This window comes from Haloactinomyces albus (genome assembly GCF_031458135.1).
In the GTDB taxonomy this organism is placed as follows: Bacteria; Actinomycetota; Actinomycetes; order Mycobacteriales; family Pseudonocardiaceae; genus Haloactinomyces; species Haloactinomyces albus.
Genome location: NZ_JAVDXW010000001.1, coordinates 3,884,330 through 3,902,146, shown reverse-complemented (window position 1 = coordinate 3,902,146; position 17,817 = coordinate 3,884,330). Strand labels below are relative to the sequence as shown.

Sequence of the window (17,817 nt, the reverse complement as noted above, 5' to 3'; positions counted from 1 at the left end):
GATGGATCGGCTTCCGCCACAGTATGTCGTTAAATATACGGCCGTCAAATAATCACTACATTGCTTCGATGGATGCCGGGCAGGGATCAGCACCGACCACCCGAGCGTCCGACCGCAGCATTGCCATCAGCCGTCGCGCAGGGCGTGCTCGGGGTAGTTCAGCGCCGCACCGGGGAACCATTCGGTGCCGGGCACGACCTCCTCGGCCGGCACCCGTTCGGGCGCTGGTGGAAGAGCCACGTCGAAGAACTCCGCGATCGCTTCCCAGAACCCCTCCAGGTCCGACACCGACCACCGCCACAGCGCCCGGTAGTCGGGCAGGCCGAGCCCGCGCGCCGAACTCACCCAGGCACGGAACCGACCCATCCGGCTGTTGCTCGCCTGCTCGGGTGAGGGCTGCCGGGACTGTAAAACCAACGGCGGACTTTCCTCCCTCGCTACGCATCAAGGGAGTACAGGGCATCGGGGCGTCTTTGAGATTCCCCGGGCACCGGATGACCATGCCATCTGGAAATACGAGTTGGAAGATCCACCCGGGACCACATGCGTAATCTTTCGCCGCATCGGCACACACGCCGTCTTCCACGATCCCTGACCCGTGCAAGCGCCGCGCTGCTCACCCAGAGGACATTGACCGCTGCGGCTCAATGTCCGTGGTGATAGCGACATGCGGCGATGCGGATCTCATCCTCGTCGACCTTGCAGACGAGGCGATGCTCGTCGGTGATCCGGCGTGACCAGTAGCCGTGGAAGCCGTGCTTGAGGGACTCGGGTTTGCCGCGTCGGGCGGTTCATCCCCACACCGACGGTGACGACACCGTCGTCCTGCATCGGTTTCAGACTCGCCGCGTGCGTATGGACGGCGAGCCCACCGTGCTCATTCCCGCTCTGACGCACATCTGGCAGTGGTGCCAGCGAAGCCCGACCGTACGAGCGAGTTCCTGCTCACCAACGACTGGCACCGCCCCGGCACGTACTGGAACGACCTGGCCATGCCGTTCGACGGCACCGCCCGGCTGCGTCGCGGCAGCCCCTTCGGAGTCGCCGTCCGCGACGAACGCTCGGAGGCACTCATCGACAGCGACACACTCGGAACCGCCGACGAGTCCGTCTCGCGGTTGTATCTCCTGCTCGATGCCCCGGCCGGGCCACCGAACCCATCCGAAACCGATCGGCAAGTGAGACGGAGGAATCGTTCCCGCCTGTCGATTCCAGCACAGCATTCTCGGCACAGTCCGAGCACCAACGGAGGCAACTACGAATGCCGAGGAGCATGCCACTGCCGGGCGGAGACGAGGGCGCGAGTCTCCGCCCGGAGATCTCTCTCAGCGCACCGCCGAGTCGGTCTCAGGGGCATGCTCTCGAGCTGTCCTTCCCCCGGTGACCATCATGGTCACCAGGTCGAAGGCTACTGTCGCAGCGGCGACCGAGGTGACCTCGGCATGGTCGTAGGCAGGCGAGACTTCAACGACGTCGGCACCGACCAAGTTGAGTCCGCTCAGTTGCCGCAGAAGCCGCAGCAGCTCTCGGGAGCTGAATCCGCCTGCTTCCGGTGTTCCGGTGCCCGGGGCAAACGCCGGGTCAAGGACGTCTATGTCGACCGATACGTACACCGGAACATCACCGACGCGTTGCTTGACCGCGTCGACCGCACCATCGATCCCGATCACGTCGAGGTCGTTGGCGCGAATGGTCCGGAAGCCGAATGATCGGTCTTGCTCCATGTCGATCTGGTCGTAGATGGGGCCGCGGATTCCCAGGTGGATCGAGTGGTCTTCGACCAGCAGCCCTTCTTCGAACGCGCGACGGAAGATCGTGCCGTGTGTGACCGGTGCGTTGAAGTAGGTGTCCCATGTGTCGAGGTGCGCGTCGAAATGCACCAACGCAACCGGCCCGTGCTCGCGGGCGACGGCACGCAACATTGGCAACGCGATCGTATGATCTCCACCTATCGCCACGATTCGTCGGTTGCTCCCCCCCAGGAGTTCCCGAGTGTGGTCCTCGATCTCCCCCACGGCATCGGAGATGCCATAGGGACTGCACGGCACGTCGCCGGCGTCAACGACCTGGAGCTGTTTGAGCGGCGCGACATCGAGTTCGACGTGGAATCCCGCCCTCAAATTCCGAGCGGCCTGACGCACGGCCATTGGACCGAAGCGGGCGCCGGGGCGGTACGAGGTGCCGCCGTCAAACGGGACACCGAGAATCGCGATATCGTAGTCGCTCACCTGGGACAGATCCGGGATACGCGCAAACGTCCCGGGGCCTGCGAAGCGCGGCACCTTCGTCGAATCGAGCGCGCCAATTGGTGCTGATTCGTATGTCATCGCGCTGTGCTCCTCACCTGAAGCTTCCGTATTCACAGCCGTGTCTCGATTGGCTGTTGCGGTTCGGTTGTCGATTTCTGCGGCTCATCGTTTCCGTGCGATGACGCTGTATCGCTCAGTGAGCGTCCCTTTGTCTCGATTCCCCATACCAGGGTTATCACAAATCCGATGGCCGTGATCGCCGCTCCCACCAACAATGCGATCGAGACTCCGAATTGAAGGGCAAACGGCATCAGGAACGTACCGATCGCTGCCCCGATGCGACTCAAGGCAGTACCGACGCCAACCGCGGTGGCTCGTACCTCCGTCGGAAAGATCTCGTTGGGATAGACCACTTGAAGGAAGTTCGATGCACCCGACCCCACAGCGAAGGCAGCCAGAGCAGCGAAAAAGAACCATGCCGGGACACCGGGGATGACTGCGGGCAGTGTGAGCGCGATCCCCACGAACGCGAAAGACCACAGCAGCAGCCGCTTTCGGCCGATCGCTTCGACCAGATACAGGCCGGGCAAGCCACCCACGACGAACAGGAGGGCGATCAGGGCCGAACCGCCATAAGTATTCGCGTCACCGGTCAGGCCGAACGACTCGAGGAGCCCCGGGGCGAAGGTGTACACCGCGAACATCGGGATGACCTGAGCGGTCCAGAACACCGCTACGAAAACCGTGCGCTTAAGGTAAGGACCTCGGAAGACGCTCCAGTAGGAGGTCTCCGCCGGTTGCTCGTCTGGTAGGTCGGTGATGTCGTAAGCGTCCCCGTAGACCTTCTTGATCGCGGCGCGCGCCTCCTCGACCCTGCCTTTGCTCAGCAGCCAGCGCGGCGATTCCGGTGTCCCGAGTCGCAGCAGCAAGGTGATCACCGCGAAGATCGCAGGGCTTGCGAGCATCAAACGCCAAGCATCCGGACCGAAATCTCGAAGCAGGAAGCCCACGAGATAGGCGACCGCGGCGCCCACGGCCCACACCACGAACGTGGCACCGATCATCTTGCCTCGCTGTCGCCGGGGCAAGAACTCGGCCAGCAACGATGTCGCAATCGGATAATCGGCGCCGACCGCGACACCGAGCAAGAACCGCAGAACGACGATCTGCCACACGTCGGTGGCAAATGCCGTGAGAACCGAAGTCGCAGCGAGCACCAGCAAGTCGGCGATGTACATGACTTGCCGGCCCACCTTGTCGGTGACGTAGCCGAAGATTCCACCACCGGCGAAGACGCCGACAAGGCTGGCGGTGCCGACCAGCCCGATCTCCGTCACGCTCAATCCCATAGCGGGCTCGAGCGTGATCAGGGCGATCCCAATGATCGTGAGGGCGTAGCCGTCGATGAACGGCCCACCGGACGAGTAGGCCGTGAGCCGTTTGTGGAAGGCCGTTAAAGGTGCATCGTCGATCGAATGATCGGAGGTAGTCACGAGGATCTCCTCCCCGCCGCACAAGCAGCGGACACAGGGGCGTGGGCAAGTCCGTGGAGACCATGTGTACGCGGCGCCACACCAGCGCGAACAGACAACATGTGCTCAAAATCCTGGGCCTATGTTGAGCGATCGCACAACAGCCTTCGAATATTGATGAAACGTCGGTACGCTGGCGCACGTGGGCATCACGGTTGGCGAACTACTCGAGATCCCGCACCTCCGTCTCCGATTGCACTCGGGTGCGTCCGGCTTGAGCAGCGAAGTCTCCTGGACCCACACTTCCGATTTGCCCGCACCGTGGGAGTGGTTGACCGGCGGCGAGATGCTGATGACCAACGGCATGTCCTTCCCCCAGCGAGCCGAGGACCAAGAAGCCTTGATTCACCACCTGGTGGAGGCGGGTGCCAGTGCACTCGCCATCGGGGAACGCATGTATTGTCCCCCACTTCGGCGGCGCATAGCGCAAATCAGCGACCAGTTACGCTTCCCCATCCTGTGGATCCGCTATCCTTTGCCCTTCGTAGCGATTTCCCGCTCCGTCGCCGAAGCGACACTGCTGGAGCAGTCTCAGCGACTCATCAAGACACAACGGATCTATGACGCGATTCGGCGCACTACATCGCAAGGATCGGACCACGCCGACTTCCTCGAAGCACTCAGGCGCGAGCTCGGCTGCGACGTGCACCTTCTCCACCGGGAGTCGGGCAAACCCTGGTACCCCGATGCCGGGGCACTCGATCCGGCAGCAGCGAGCGCCGTTGGCACTCGCGAGACCACACCACGCCGCCTCACAGGTGGCGCATTCAGTGCCCCGCTCGCCGACGGGCGCGAAGTTCTGCTTGTCGACGTACCCACACACGAGCAGGCCGCGCTCATGGTCATCCGGAACCACACTGTGACGCTGGACGCCATCCTGCTCCAACACGCCGCGACAGTGGCAGCGCTCGAACTGTCCCAAACGCAACTGGTCCTGGAACAACGACGTCGCTTTGGAGCAGAACTGCTCAACCAACTCCTCGATGGGCGAATGGATCCAACGGTCGGGCAGCGCCAGCTCACAGACCTCGGTCTTGACCCATCGCATCTTGTGCTCGTCGCCGCTCACAGCAGCGAGGAGGGGAGGATGCGGGAATTGCACATAGCATTGTGGCGGCGCGACGTCCCTCATGTGTGCCGACATCGTTCGGGCCGTGTTCAGGCACTCGTGCCTGACACTGCCGAGATTGACCAGGTCTTGACCAGTGCCCTGGGACGCGAGGCTCGCATCGGCATCAGTCGCCCGATCAGCCTCGTGTCGCGACTACCGGAAGCCTCCCGCGAGTCGACCTGGTCATTGGGGATCGCCGACCGTACGGATACGTCCGTCGTCAGATATGGGGATGCAGCCCCCTGGGTCGGCCTGTCGAACATTGCGGACGCCCAATCCTTGATTGATCGAGTCCTCCGGCCACTGCTGGACCACGAAGCCGAGCACACAATCGGGCTCGTCGAGACGCTGGATTCGTTCTTGTCCAATCAGCGCTCGTGGCAACGCACAGCAGCCGCGCTCCACGTCCATCGACAGACCGTCCTCTACCGGATACGCAAGATCGAAGAAATCACCAGCCGCAACCTGAGCGAGACCGGCGACATCTCCGAGCTGTGGCTGGCACTGCGCGCACTCGAGCTCGTCTCGCCGTGATAACACCGCCACTGCAAGAATTCGCTGAAGTCAACGAGCGGCCAGGCACTGTACGTGCCGAGAGGCTGTCCGATGATCGGGTCCGTCCAAAGTGGCACGATCAAGGGTACGTGGGTAAAGCACCGGACGGTCGGTTCATGAGCAGGATTCTCCTGGGTAGCAAGGCAGAGTTACCTTTTCCGGACGTGTGGCGCGTTCGGGATCGGCGCGGCCCTGGTTGACGGGGCGACCAGCAGAGTGTGCGCGCCGGTGTAGTCGTGCTGGGGCGCTCTCGGCCAGGATGTGGGTCACGGGCACTTTTTCGGCGAGTCGGTGCCGGAGGACGTCGCGGTGAGCACCGGGTCCCGCCACTCCGAAGAACCCGACCCAACAAGCCGGGACCAACGCTGTGCCGCAAGGCAACAGCTCAGGAACATGTCGACACGTTTCCTGAGCGGTGAGTGCCGGGAACGTCGCGGGACGCGGCCCTTACGGCTCGAGGACGAGGCGTCCGCGCACCTGTCCGTCCTCCAGCAGACGGTGTGCGTTTGCCGCTTGAGACAACGGGAGGCGATCGGCGATGCGGGGCCACCAGATAGTGGTGCGCAGTAGGCGGGTCACGCCGTCGGCAGCCTGGGCGAGGTCGGCGGTGGTGGCGTTGCTGATGGCGAAGCCGATGATGCTGGCATCCCGGGCGCAGAGCCGGCCCAGCGGTCGAGAGGAGTGTTGTTCGGGCCGACCATGGTGATCAGTCGACCGTCATGGGTGAACAGTCCAACCTCGGCGGCCAGATCGTCGTGTCCGGAGGTGTCCAGGCACACGTCGAAGCCGCCGGGGCGCGAGCGTGCAGTCGGCCGTGCCGGAAGAGCGCCAGCCAGGCGGAGGCGGCCGGGTGCGCAGCAGCGACCAGGTCGAGCGGGTCGATGTCTTCGGATGCAAGGCATAAGAGCGTGTCTCATGTGGGGAGTTTTTGTAGCAGGTGAGTGCGGCGGCGAGGGTGCGGAAGGCGGCAAAGTTGCTGGCCTTGAGCTTTAATCCCGCAACGGCACCCGGTCGAAGACGCTGATCACCGAGGTCGGCCGCGTCGAGCTCGAGGTGCCCCGGGACCGCGACGGCTGGTTCGAGCCGAAGACCGTGCGCAAGCGGCAGCGCCGACTGCACGGCGTCGGCGGCCGCCGGCTGCTCGGCGATCTCGGCCGCCATCCGGGAGTGCGCCATGTCAGGAGTCCTCGTCACTCGGTACGGTCGCGTCCACGAACCAGCGGGTGAGCGTCGTCGGGTGTGTGATCGCCGTTCCGACCACCACGGCGTACGCCCCCTCGCGAAACGCCGTGGCGACCTGCTCCGGGCGATGGATACGGCCTTCGGCGACGACGGGCACCCGCAGCGTCGACGCCAGGCGCCGGACAAGTCCCAAGTCAGGGCCGGTTGGTGGCTCGGATCCCGAGGTGTATCCCGCCAGGGTGGTGCCGACCAGGTCGGCACCGGCGTTCTCGGCGGCGACTCCCTCGTCGTAGGTAGCCACGTCGGCCATCACCAACGCCTGGGTTTCCTCGTGCACCGCACGCACCACCTCTTCCACAGTGGACCCGTCAGTTCGTGGCCGGTTCGTCGCGTCCAGTGCGACGATGTCGGCCCCGGCACGAGCCACCTCCAACGCGTGCCGCAACGTCGGGGTGATCACGACTCCCGCGTCGCCGTCCTTCCACAACCCGATCAACGGCAGGTCCAACGCGGTCCGGACGCTGCGGAGGTCGTCAAGACCTTGCGCCCTGATTCCCACTGCCCCACCTGCCGCGGCTGCCTGCGCCACCCGCGCCATCGTGTCCGGTGTGCGCATCGGCTCACCCGGATAAGCCTGGCAGGACACGATCACACCACCGCGGAGAGATTCCATCACCCCCGTCATCGCAGTTGCTCCCACGCCAGCCGAGCCGCACCGACAAGCGCGGAGTCTGCTCCCAGCTCGGCCGGCACGACGGAGACGCCGGACAACGCCGGAAGCAGCTCCGCCTCGACGGCCGGCCGCAGTCGGCTCCACCACACGGCGCCGCTGCCCGCGACCCCGCCACCGACCACGACCACGTCGGGGTCGAGCAGGTTGACCACTCCCCCGATCACCGCGCCGACCGCTGCCGCTCCTCCGGCCAGCACCTCGGTCGCGATCGGATCGCCTGCGCGGGCACGGGCAGCCACCTCCGCCAGCTCCGAGACCGAAGTGCCCGTGCGAGCCACGTACTCGGACAGCAGCGCAGGGCCGGACGCGACAGCTTCCAGGTGCCCGCCCGCGCCACACGGACAGCGGCGCCCTGCTGCCGCAGGCGTCGGGAGGTGGCCGAGGTGTCCTGCGGCGCTGTGCGCCCCGTGGTGCGCGCCTCCGCCCACTATCAACGAGCCACCCACACCGGTGCCGACCGTCACGGCAAGCACCGTGTCGAAGCCTCGGGCCGCACCTTGCCAGTGTTCACCGAGCGCGTGCGCGTGGACGTCGTTGTCGGCGGTCACGGGCACCCGGAGCAAGCGCCGCAGCTCGCCGCGTATGTCGGTCCCGGTCCAGCCGGGCAGTGCATCGGTGGCGGATCGGACCGTGCCGGTCGCGTGATCGACGACCCCTGCGCTACCGACCCCGACCGCACCGAAAGGACCGAGGTCTGCGACCAGATCAGCGGCTGTGCGCAGAACCGAAGCAGATCCCTGTGCGGCCGGAGTGGGGGTCTCGACGCGTTTGACGATCTCGCCGTCGATGGACACGAGCGCCGCCGCCGTCTTGGTGCCCCCGATGTCGATTCCGGCAACGTGGGAGTTCACAGCAGCCCCGCCTCGGACAGCAGCGCCCGGACGGCGCCGATCTCGTCGCCTGCCAGGCTGCGCATCGGCGGAGCCACTGTGGCCCCTGTGATGATGCCGCGTGCGGCGAGCGCGGCCTTGAACGCTCCCAAGCCCGCCGTGGACCCGCCGGCGGTGGCCGGGTCGGCGGCGCGCACGATGTCGAACAGCCTGACCAGCCGATCCTGCTCGGTCTTCGCGGCAGCCCAGTCCCCCCGCCCGCACGCGTCGAGCAGGCGCACGTAGCCGTGCGGGTCGACGTTGGCCAGACCCGGTACGGCACCGTCGGCACCTGCCAGCATCATCGCGTCGACGACCACCTCGTGACCGGTGAGCACCGAGAAGTCCGGCAGGGTCTGCGCCGCGAGGAGGAGCCGGCGGAATGCCACGTCGTCCCCGCTGGAGTCCTTCAGCCCGTCGATCACGCCGTTGGCGGCGAGTTCGAGCACCATCTGCTCGGACAACTTCACCTGCACTGACACCGGAATGTCGTACGCGACCAGCGGCAGGTCGACGGCCGAGCGCACCGCGCGGAAGTGCCGCTCCACCTCCACGAGGTGCGTGCGCGTGTAGAACGGCGCGGTCGCGACGACGGCATCGGCCCCGGACTTGCGGGCCAGTGCGGCGCGTTCGATCACGCGGTTCGTCGTGGGTTCGATGCATCCCGAGAACACCGGTACCCGGCCGTCCGCGGCACCGACGACCGTGTCCAGCACCTGGTCCCGTTGGGTGTCGGTGAGGTAGGCGGTTTCACCGGAGCTGCCGAGTGCGAACAGCCCGGAGACACCGGCGTCGAGCAGGAAGGCAACCAGCCGCCCGAGGGAATCCGCGTCGACAGCACCGTCCGGCCTCAGGGGTGTGACCAGCGGCGGGATCACGCCGTGGAAAGCAGGCTGCCGTGGGTTCACGTTCACTCCTTCGTTGCTCCGGCGGTGAGTCCACCGACGATGAAGCGTTGTAGTCCGGCGAAGATGGCAATCACGGGCAGGGCGGCGGTCGTGGCCACCGCCATCAGGTCGGCCCAGCGGGTGCCGTACTGGCCGATGAACCGGTTGAGCGCGACCGAGACCGGTTGCATCTGCTCGCTGGTGGCCAGGGTCAGCCCGAACACGAATTCCCCCCACGCCGTGACGAACGCCAGCGCCCCCACGGTCACGAGCCCGGGCATCACCAGGGGGAGCGCGATACGTCGGAAGGCCCCGAACGGCGTGCACCCGTCGACACGCGCCGCGTCGATCAGCTCGCCCGGTACCGACAGGAAGAACGGTCGCAGGATGATGACGGCAAAGGGCATCGCCAACGCGGTGTTCGCGAGGATCAGCCCGAGGTAGGTGTCGACGAGTCCCGCCTCGGTGAAGATCACGAACAGCGGCAGGGCGAGGTTGATGGTGGGCAGCATCTGCGCCAGCAGCAGTACCAACGTGATCACGACGGTGAAGCGCAGGCGGAGTCGCGCGAGGCCGTAGGCCGCCGGAGCACCGAGCAGCAGGGTGAGCAGCAGCGTGCCGGAGGCGATGACGAGACTGTTCAGCAGCGCCCGCAGGACCGGTGGGCTCTGCAGCACCGACTCGATGTAGGAGCCGAGGACCACGGGCGAGGGAAACAGCTGCGGCGGGATCGAGAAGACGTCCGACCTCGTCTTCAACGACGTCGAAAGCATCCAGAAGACCGGGAACAGGTACAGGAGCAGGACGAGTATGCCCAACAGCATCGTGAGGTACTGCCCGCGGGTTCTGGATCTGCTGCGCGCCATTTCAGGCAGCCTCCTCACGCTGACTCAGCTTGAAGTACACGAGAGCCATCAGGACCGAGATCGCGATGAGCACGGTCGAGGCGACGGCACCGTCACTGAACTCGAAGAACCCGAACGCCTTCTCGTAGGCGTAGATGGGCGTGATCGTGGTCGCGTCGCCCGGCCCGCCCTTGGTCATCACGAAGATGTTGTCGAAGGTCTTGAACGTGAAGATGAAGCTGAGCAGGAGCACGGTCAGCGCCACGGGACGCATCGCAGGCATGGTCACGTACCAGAACCGCTTCACTGCGCTCGCACCGTCGATCTTGGCGGCCTCGTAGAGCCCCTCCGGGATCGACTGCAACCCGGCGAGCAGCAGGATCATGACGAACGGACTGGTCACCCATACCGTGGAGGTGACCACGCTGATCATCGCGGTGTCGCCGTGGACGAGCCAGAAGATCGGCTCGTCGATGATCCCGAGATTGAGCAGGACGGCGTTGACGATCCCGCTGTCCCCCTGCAGCATCCATCGCCACACGGTGCCGCTCACCACGGACGGCAGGACGTAGGTGACGAGCAGGATCGCGCGCATCACGCCGTTGCCCGGGAACGCGCGGTTGAAGAACAACGCGAGCGCGTACCCGAGCACGAAGGACAGCAGGATCGAGCTGCCGGTGTAGACCAACGAGGTCCCGAGCGAATGCCAGAAGGCACTGCTGCCGAAGGCCTCCACGTAGTTCTGCAGCCCCACGAACGGACGCTCACCGCTGAGGAAGTTCCCGAGGTTCACGTCGTAGAGGCTCAGCTTCACGTTGTAGAACAGCGGGTAGAGCATCAGCAGCGCGATGAACGCCACCGCGGGCAGCACGAACAGGTAGTCGCCCAGCCGGGACTCGCTCAGCCGACGCCTGCCACGCCCGCGCTGCGTGGGGCCCGAGGTGAGCCGGGTCCGGCTCGCCTCCGCATCGACGTCGGTCGTCGCCATGGTCGTGCCCTCGGATGCCGTCACGCCGCCATGACCTCGTCGATATTGCGCTGGGCCTGGCCGAGTGCCTGACGCACGGAAGCCGAGCCGCTGAGCGCCACCTGGATGGCCTCCTGGACGTAGGTGAAGATCTCGGATGAGTTCACCGCGACTTCGTTCTCCGGCGCCCACGCGGTGGGTAGCTGCTCGACGAACACGCTCCAGACGGGATCCTCGGTCCAGAGCGGATCCTGGGCCAGGTCCTTGCGGGCTGGGAGCTTGTTGCGCTCGGGCAGGTACTTCTTCAGCACGTCCGGCTGCTGCATATACGTGACCAGGTCCCATGCGGCGTCGGCGTTCTGGGTGCCGTTGGTGATGACGAGGTTCTCCGCGCTCAGGAAGCTGGCCCGCTGCGTGTCCTCCGGCAGCAGCGCCACGGTCCAGTTGAGGTTGGGTGCCTCCTCCTTGAGCACGTTCACGTAGGACGCCGACTGCAGCATCATGGACGCCTTGCCCGCCTTGAACCGATTGTAGGTGTCCTCCTCGATCCATTCGAGAACACTGGCCGAAGTGGCCCCCGACTTCACCAGGTCCACCCACTGCTGCAGCGCGGCCTCACCCGCGGGGGACGCGACCTTCGTGATGTCGCCGCCGGCTGCCAGAAACCGGATCACCCACGCCGTCGCTCCCTGGACGCCCTCGACAGCGCTGAACGCGAAGCCGATGCGGTCGCCGTTGGACAGCTTGCTGGCCATGCTTCCGAGTTGCTGCCAGGTCTGGGGCGGCTGCTCGAAGCCGGCCTCCCTGAAGTGGTCCACGTTGTACCAGAGCACGTAGCAGTCGGCGACGTGTGGCAACGCGCAGTTGTCGCCCTGCCATACCGTGGTGCCCCAGCTCGTCTCGAAGTACGTGTCGGCCTTGCCCCACTTCTCGACCCTGGAGCTGAGGTTCTTGGCGACACCCGCCTTGGCGAACTTGCCGGTGTCGAAGGCGTTGGCGAGCGCGACGTCAGGTAGGTTCCCGCCGGCGCCGCTTTGCAGGAGCAGGCGGTTGAACTCGTCGAAGGTGACGAACCGCTTGTCAACGGAGATCTTCGGGTTCGCCTTCATGTAGCGCTCGTAGAGGTCCTGCAGGGCCCGGCCGTAGATGCTGTCCGGGGGGCCGTAGTAGTCCCACACCGTCAGGCCACTGCCGCTTCCGCTTCCTGCGGATCCGCAGCCTGCCAGCCCGACGAGTGCGGTCCCGGCTGCTCCCGCTCCAGCAAGCCTGACGAAGTACCGTCGGCTCAGCGCTCTTCCCATGTTCGCTCCCTGGCCATATCGTCTGGCAGAAGGGTGTATGACGTCTGATGTCCGATGCCGGTAGGCTAGTGACACTAGACACCCACCACGGGAGGCGCAAGAGGATGACCGAAACTGTATCCACGTCTACGCAGAACCTGTCGGCGAGCTCGCGAGCACCGTTGCGAGGGCAGACCGTCATCGAGCAGATCAAGGCCTACATCCTGCGGCACCGTCTCGCACCAGGTGATCCGCTGCCGACCGAGTCGGCGCTGTGCGAGGAGCTGGGCGCCAGCCGCTCCAGCGTGCGAGAGGCGATCAAGACCCTCAGCGCGTTGGACATCGTCGAAGTCCGGCACGGTCACGGCACGTATGTGGGCCGGCTGTCGATGGCCGCTCTGGTCGAGGGCCTGGTGTTTCGGGCACAACTGTCCAGCCAGGACGACTTCGCCGTGCTCGGTGAGTTGATCGGCGTGCGGCAACTGCTCGAACAGGGCTTCGCGGGCCCCATCCTCGCTGCCTTCGACGACGAGCTACGCGCCGCGCTCGACGCCCAGGTCGAGGAGATGCGACGGCGCACCGACCTCGGAGAACCCTTCGTCGAGGCAGACCGCGCCTTCCACCTGCTGCTGATACAGCCGCTGCGCAACGACCTGGTCAGCCAGCTCACCGCGGCGTTCTGGGACGTCCACGCCGTCGTGGCTCCCATGCTCTCGACCTCCCTCGAACACGCCCGGGAGACGGTCGACGCGCACGCGGGCATCGTCACCGCCGCAGCCAACGGGGACGAGGCGGCCTTCGTCCGTGCCATCGAGACCCACTACGCCCCCGTCCGCGAACAGCTCGACTACCACCTTCGCCAGTCTTGACCGTGGGTGAGCGCGTGGTTACGTTGTCGGTGACCTGATGTCCGGTGCCGTCCATCGACTGTGGAGGCACCGTGAAGTTCGTCCACCGCTTACTGCTCGCGGCCGTGGTCGCAGCAGGGAGCGCTCTGACCGCCATCCCGTCCACAAGTGCGACCGGCACCGATTCGACAGCACGACCGCCCGCTCCCAAGCCGTCCGGAGACGAGCCGCTGTTCGAGTCCGTCGACATCGCGAACTCCGGTATCGGCGCGCACACCTACCGGATTCCGGCGCTGGAAAAGCTACCCGACGGCACGTTGATCGCAGCCTACGACCGCCGCAACGACGACGCGTCGGACCTTCCCGGCGACATCGACGTCCTCGTCGAGCGCAGCTACGACAACGGCCGCACCTGGACCGATCCGGTCGTCGTCTCCGGCGCGGACACCGAGGTCGGCTCCGGCGACCCCAGCATCATCGTCGACGACCAGACAGGTCGGATCCACCTGTTCTACGCCAGCGGAAACGGCTTCCGGCAGTCCGGCACCGGAAACGACAACGACAATCCGAACCTGATCCACCTCGACCACGCCTACTCCGACGACGGCGGCAGGACCTGGACCGAGCGCCGTCTCACCGAAACCCTGAAGGACCCGGGCTGGAAGGGCATCTTCGCCTCCTCCGGCACCGGCATCCAGCTCAAGACCGGACCGCACGCCGGTCGGCTGATCCAGCAGTACACCTTCCAGAAGGTCGACGGCAGCATCTGGGCCGTCAGCGCCTACTCGGACGACCACGGTCGGACCTGGCAGATGGGTCGGCCGGTCGGTCCGCTGATGGACGAGAACAAGACCGTCGAGCTCGCCGACGGCCGGATCATGCTCAACAGCCGCACCTCCAGCGGCCCGTACCGGCTCGTCGCCTACTCCCGCGACGGCGGCGTCACCTACAGCGAGCCCAAACCCGACCGCGAGCTGGTCGACCCGACCAACAACGCGGCGATCATCCGCTACGACGAGGATGCCAACCCCAGCCGGCCGCAGGCACATCGGCTGCTGTTCTCCAACACCGCCGACCCCCATGCCCGCCGTAACCTCACCATCAAGATGAGCTGCAACGACGGTAAGACGTGGCCGATCGCCCGGACCGTCGAGCCCGGCGCGTCGGCATACTCCACCATGGTCGAACTCGGCGATGGCACCTTCGGGCTGCTCTACGAGCGCGGCAACTACGAGCACATCACGTTCGCCCGTTTCAACGCCGCATGGCTCGGTGCCGACTGCCCCGCCTCCCCCAGCCATCCCGAACTCGGCACGAAGATCACCGATGCCGGCGATCTCACCGCCGGTCAGCAGGGCACGGTCGAGGTGTCAGTGACCAACCACGGGCACCGCACGAGCGTCCCCGGCTCGCTGACGCTCGACGTCCCCAGGAGTTGGAGCGTCCAGCAGCCTCAGCAGGATGTGCCGCCACTCGAGGCCGGCGCGAGCACCACGCTGTCGTTCACGGTCACCCCAAGCGAGTCCACGCGAGCCGGCGAGTACGAGCTGGCAGTCCAGATCAAGGCAGGCGCGACGCGCAAGACGGCCACCCCCACGGTGCTCGTCCTCGGCGCCGATCCCGTCCTGGCTGCGCAGCCGGACAGGGGCTATGACGGCGTTGACGACTACACCGACCTGACCGGGCGGCTCGACTCGGTGCGTCAACTCGAGCAGGGCGTGCTCGCGGTCGACCTGCGCACGAGCGACATCCAGGTCGCCGGCGCCCTGCTGTCCTCCTCCGACACCGACGAACCGTCGACCAACGTGACGCTGGCGCTCAACAGCGGCGTTCCCTACTACGAGTCCCGGCAGGACGGTAGCTACGCAGCCCGGGTCTCCGCCACCGAGTCCGTCGCCGACGGCGGGGAACACACGGTGGCGCTGGTGTCGGACGCGGGCGGAACCCGGATCTACGTCAACGGCACACGGGTGGCGTCGAGTAGCGACCAGGCCTTCTTCGGCCATGTCGGCGGCCTCGACGGTCTCTGGGCCGGACGCAACGTCGACAACGCGGGCCCGCAGTGGCACTTCGGCGGCCACATCGACCGGATCAGGATCTACGGCACGAACTAGAGCAGGCAGACGCCGGTGCCAGGTTTTCCTCGCCGGCTCAAGTCAGGGCAGCGACAGTGGTCGCTGCCCTGGCACCACGGCATCGGGCAAACGTCGGACAGGTGAAGGGGATCAGTATGACCACCGTCGGTTTTCACGGCGCCAGCCGGCTCTATCCCGGTAGCACCGCTGCTGCTGTGGACTCCCTCGACCTGAGCATCGAGGACGCGGAGTTCATGGTGCTGGTCGGCCCGTCGGGGTGCGGCAAGTCGACCTCGTTGCGGATGCTTGCCGGGCTGGAGCAAGTCACCTCCGGTTCGGTGTACATCGGTGATCGTGACGTCACCGACGTGCCGCCCAAGGACCGCGACATCGCCATGGTGTTCCAGAACTACGCGCTGTACCCGCACATGAGCGTGGGCGACAACATGGGGTTCGCGCTCAAGATGGCGGGCGTGGCCAAACCCGAGCGCAAACGCCGGGTCAGCGAGGCCGCGGACCTGCTCGGGCTGCAGGACTTCCTCGACCGCAAGCCCAAGGCGCTGTCCGGGGGCCAGCGGCAGCGGGTCGCGATGGGTCGGGCCATCGTGCGGCAGCCCCAGGTGTTCTGCATGGACGAGCCACTGTCCAACCTCGACGCCAAACTGCGGGTGTCCACCAGGTCCCAGATCGCCTCGCTGCAACGCAGGCTCGGGGTGACCACCGTGTACGTCACGCACGACCAGGTCGAGGCGATGACCATGGGAGACCGCGTCGCCGTGCTCGACGGAGGGCTCCTGCAGCAGGTCGACACTCCCCTCGGACTTTACGAGAACCCCGCCAACCTGTTCGTGGCGGGCTTCATCGGCTCCCCCGCCATGAACCTTCTGCGAGCCGAGCCGGACGAGCACGGCGCACGCCTCGGCGAGAACGTGGTTTCCCTGCCTCGCGACACTGTTGCGCTGTCGGAGGGCCACCCACTCACGGTGGGCATCCGTCCCGAAGCGTGGCGCCTGGTCGGCGCCGAGGAAGGAGGCTTGCCGGTCGAGGTCACCCTCGTCGAGGAGCTGGGCGTCGACGCGTTCGTGCACGGCACCACCCGCACCGACGCCGGGACCGAGAACGTGGTCGTCCGTGTCGGCCCCCGCCAGCCACCGGCCAAGGGTGCCACGGTGCACCTCGGCGTCGATCCCGAACGAGTGCTGGCCTTCGACAGCGCCACAGGCGAACGCCTCAGGTAGACGTGGGGCGCTGGCCGCGTGCGGGGGCCTGCGGTCGGCGACCGGGCAACTCACCGCGCTGAAGACTCCGAAGACCGTCCCGGCGAAGTTCGACACATGGTCGGGCTGTCTCGGGACCGCTCTGCCGACGCGGCAGACCCCGTTGCCCGAGACGGAGGGTCTCGACTCATGAGCACCGTCATCGCCAATACCGACATCGTGCTGCCCGACCGCGTGCTCGAGGACGGCTGGTTGCGGGGCGATGGAAACATCATCGCCGAGATCGGTGAAGGTGCGCCGCCGACCTCGGCAGCCATGGTGCGCCTCGGCGGGCACACTCTCGCTCCGGGCTTTGTCGACATACACGTGCACGGCGGCGGTGGTTCCTCCTTCCAGGACGCCGATCCCGGAGACGTGGCCGCGGTGGCGGACTTCCATCGCCGGCGCGGTACGACCACCATGGTCGCCAGCTTGATGACGCGCCCACTCGCCGACCTGGTGCACTCGCTGGCAGCATTGCGCGAACTCGTGGCCGACGGGATCGTCGCCGGTGTCCACGTGGAAGGGCCGTTCCTCGCAGCGGCACATTGTGGAGCGCATTCTCCCGACCTACTCCGGGCACCGTCTCCGGCAGCGGTCGACGCGCTGCTCAGCGCCGGCGAAGGCACCCTTGCCATGATCACGCTCGCCCCGGAGTTGCCGGGCGGAATCGCGGCGGTCCGCAGAATTTCGGATGCCGGCGTCCTCCCGGCCATCGGCCACACGAACGCCTCGTACGACACGGCTCGTCGTGCAATCGGTGCGGGGGCTCGCGTTGCCACGCATCTGTTCAACGGGATGCGACCGATTCACCACCGCGAGCCGGGCCCCGCAGTTGCGCTGCTGGAGGATCCCGGGGGCACCATCGAGATCATCCACGATCGCAAGCATCTGCACGACTCGATCGTGACGGGCCTGTTCTCGCGCCTGCCCTCAGGCAGACTGGCGCTGGTCAGTGACGCGATCGCCGCAGCCGGTCTCGACACGGGCAGGTACGACGTGGACGGATTGGAGGTAACCGTTCACGACGGTGAGGCCCGGCTTACCGGAGGTGGGCCGCTGGCGGGAAGCGCCATCACGTTGTCGGATGCCGTGCGCCACAGCCTCACCGCAGGTGGCGACCGGCACAGCGTGCTCACCGCTGCCAGTCGCACGCCGGCTCGCACGCTCGGTCTCGAGGACCAGGCGGGAAGCATCCGCGTCGGTCGGCGTGCCGACTTGGTGGCCCTGGACCAGGCGCACCAGGTGGTCGCGGTCATGTCGTCCGGACAATGGCTAGGAAGGCCACCTCGATGATCCTTACCACCACGCTCAATGCTGCGCTCGAGATCACATACGAGGTCGCGGCGCTGTCGATGACTCAAGCCCACCGTGCGGAGAAGGTGCGCACTCGTGCGGGGTGTCCCTCCGTCAGCCGAAGCGCGTCCC

15 protein-coding genes and 2 pseudogenes are annotated in these 17,817 nt (G+C 66.4%); 6 read left to right on the top strand and 11 right to left on the bottom strand.

Translation table 11 applies throughout. The features are described 5' to 3' along the window. Positions 1–126: 126 nt before the first annotated feature. The 4 genes and pseudogenes from JOF55_RS18620 to JOF55_RS18610 form a co-directional block, all read right to left on the bottom strand. On the bottom strand, positions 127–417 hold the full coding sequence (locus tag JOF55_RS18620) for an acetyl-coenzyme A synthetase N-terminal domain-containing protein (protein WP_310275951.1): 291 nt from the start codon (positions 415–417) through the stop codon (positions 127–129). Positions 418–644: 227 nt separating this feature from the next. After that, positions 645–779: pseudogene (locus JOF55_RS24525) on the bottom strand (Txe/YoeB family addiction module toxin); the annotation flags it as partial. A 546-nt stretch (positions 780–1,325) separates the two neighbouring features. Continuing rightward, positions 1,326–2,327, bottom strand: coding sequence for an agmatinase (gene speB / locus JOF55_RS18615; protein WP_310275949.1), 1,002 nt, complete (start codon positions 2,325–2,327; stop codon positions 1,326–1,328). 32 nt (positions 2,328–2,359) lie between these two features. Further along, complete coding sequence (locus tag JOF55_RS18610; RefSeq protein ID WP_310275946.1) at positions 2,360–3,742, bottom strand: MFS transporter; 1,383 nt, start codon at positions 3,740–3,742, stop codon at positions 2,360–2,362. Between the two features lie 181 nt (positions 3,743–3,923). Here JOF55_RS18610 and JOF55_RS18605 point away from each other — a divergent pair, with 181 nt between their 5' ends. After that, the gene (locus JOF55_RS18605) at positions 3,924–5,426 is read left to right on the top strand and encodes a PucR family transcriptional regulator (protein ID WP_310275944.1); all 1,503 of its coding nucleotides are present in this window, start codon (positions 3,924–3,926) and stop codon (positions 5,424–5,426) included. Positions 5,427–5,894: 468 nt separating this feature from the next. Here the strand turns inward: JOF55_RS18605 and JOF55_RS24520 are convergent, their stop codons facing one another. Beyond that, on the bottom strand, positions 5,895–6,026 hold the full coding sequence (locus tag JOF55_RS24520) for a zinc-binding dehydrogenase (protein WP_374727315.1): 132 nt from the start codon (positions 6,024–6,026) through the stop codon (positions 5,895–5,897). A gap of 414 nt (positions 6,027–6,440) precedes the next feature. On the opposite strand from JOF55_RS24520, the pseudogene JOF55_RS18600 reads away from it, so the two are divergent. Continuing rightward, positions 6,441–6,572, top strand: a pseudogene (locus JOF55_RS18600) (transposase); the annotation flags it as partial. A 52-nt stretch (positions 6,573–6,624) separates the two neighbouring features. Here JOF55_RS18600 and JOF55_RS18595 read toward each other — a convergent pair. The 6 genes from JOF55_RS18595 to JOF55_RS18570 are packed head-to-tail and all read right to left on the bottom strand — an operon-like array spanning position 6,625 to position 12,231. Continuing rightward, entirely contained in the window at positions 6,625–7,314 is a 690-nt protein-coding gene (locus JOF55_RS18595) for an N-acetylmannosamine-6-phosphate 2-epimerase (RefSeq protein ID WP_310275942.1), read from the bottom strand. After that, positions 7,311–8,213 carry an ROK family protein gene (locus JOF55_RS18590; protein ID WP_310275940.1) on the bottom strand — a complete coding sequence of 301 codons (903 nt, stop codon included), beginning with the start codon at positions 8,211–8,213 and terminating at the stop codon, positions 7,311–7,313. The genes JOF55_RS18595 and JOF55_RS18590 overlap by 4 nt, the downstream gene beginning before the upstream one ends. Continuing rightward, positions 8,210–9,139 carry a dihydrodipicolinate synthase family protein gene (locus tag JOF55_RS18585; RefSeq protein WP_310275938.1) on the bottom strand — a complete coding sequence of 310 codons (930 nt, stop codon included), beginning with the start codon at positions 9,137–9,139 and terminating at the stop codon, positions 8,210–8,212. Before JOF55_RS18585 ends, JOF55_RS18590 begins: the two co-directional genes overlap by 4 nt. A gap of 2 nt (positions 9,140–9,141) precedes the next feature. Further along, positions 9,142–9,984 (bottom strand): carbohydrate ABC transporter permease, encoded by an 843-nt coding sequence (locus JOF55_RS18580; RefSeq protein ID WP_310275936.1) that lies wholly within the window; start codon positions 9,982–9,984, stop codon positions 9,142–9,144. Position 9,985: 1 nt separating this feature from the next. Next, positions 9,986–10,975, bottom strand: a complete 990-nt coding sequence (locus JOF55_RS18575) for a carbohydrate ABC transporter permease (RefSeq protein ID WP_310275934.1) — start codon at positions 10,973–10,975, stop codon at positions 9,986–9,988. Then, entirely contained in the window at positions 10,972–12,231 is a 1,260-nt protein-coding gene (locus JOF55_RS18570) for an extracellular solute-binding protein (protein WP_310275933.1), read from the bottom strand. The genes JOF55_RS18575 and JOF55_RS18570 overlap by 4 nt, the downstream gene beginning before the upstream one ends. A 104-nt stretch (positions 12,232–12,335) precedes the next feature. Here JOF55_RS18570 and JOF55_RS18565 point away from each other — a divergent pair, with 104 nt between their 5' ends. From JOF55_RS18565 to nagA, 4 genes are all read left to right on the top strand, one after another. Beyond that, positions 12,336–13,079, top strand: coding sequence for a FadR/GntR family transcriptional regulator (locus JOF55_RS18565; protein ID WP_310275931.1), 744 nt, complete (start codon positions 12,336–12,338; stop codon positions 13,077–13,079). Between the two features lie 71 nt (positions 13,080–13,150). Beyond that, the gene (locus tag JOF55_RS18560) at positions 13,151–15,172 is read left to right on the top strand and encodes an exo-alpha-sialidase (RefSeq protein ID WP_310275929.1); all 2,022 of its coding nucleotides are present in this window, start codon (positions 13,151–13,153) and stop codon (positions 15,170–15,172) included. A 116-nt stretch (positions 15,173–15,288) separates the two neighbouring features. Beyond that, positions 15,289–16,371 (top strand): ABC transporter ATP-binding protein, encoded by a 1,083-nt coding sequence (locus tag JOF55_RS18555; RefSeq protein WP_310275926.1) that lies wholly within the window; start codon positions 15,289–15,291, stop codon positions 16,369–16,371. 168 nt (positions 16,372–16,539) lie between these two features. Next, a complete protein-coding gene (gene nagA, locus JOF55_RS18550) occupies positions 16,540–17,685 on the top strand; it encodes an N-acetylglucosamine-6-phosphate deacetylase (RefSeq protein ID WP_310275924.1) in 1,146 nt (381 codons plus the stop codon). The last annotated feature ends 132 nt before the right edge of the window (positions 17,686–17,817 follow it).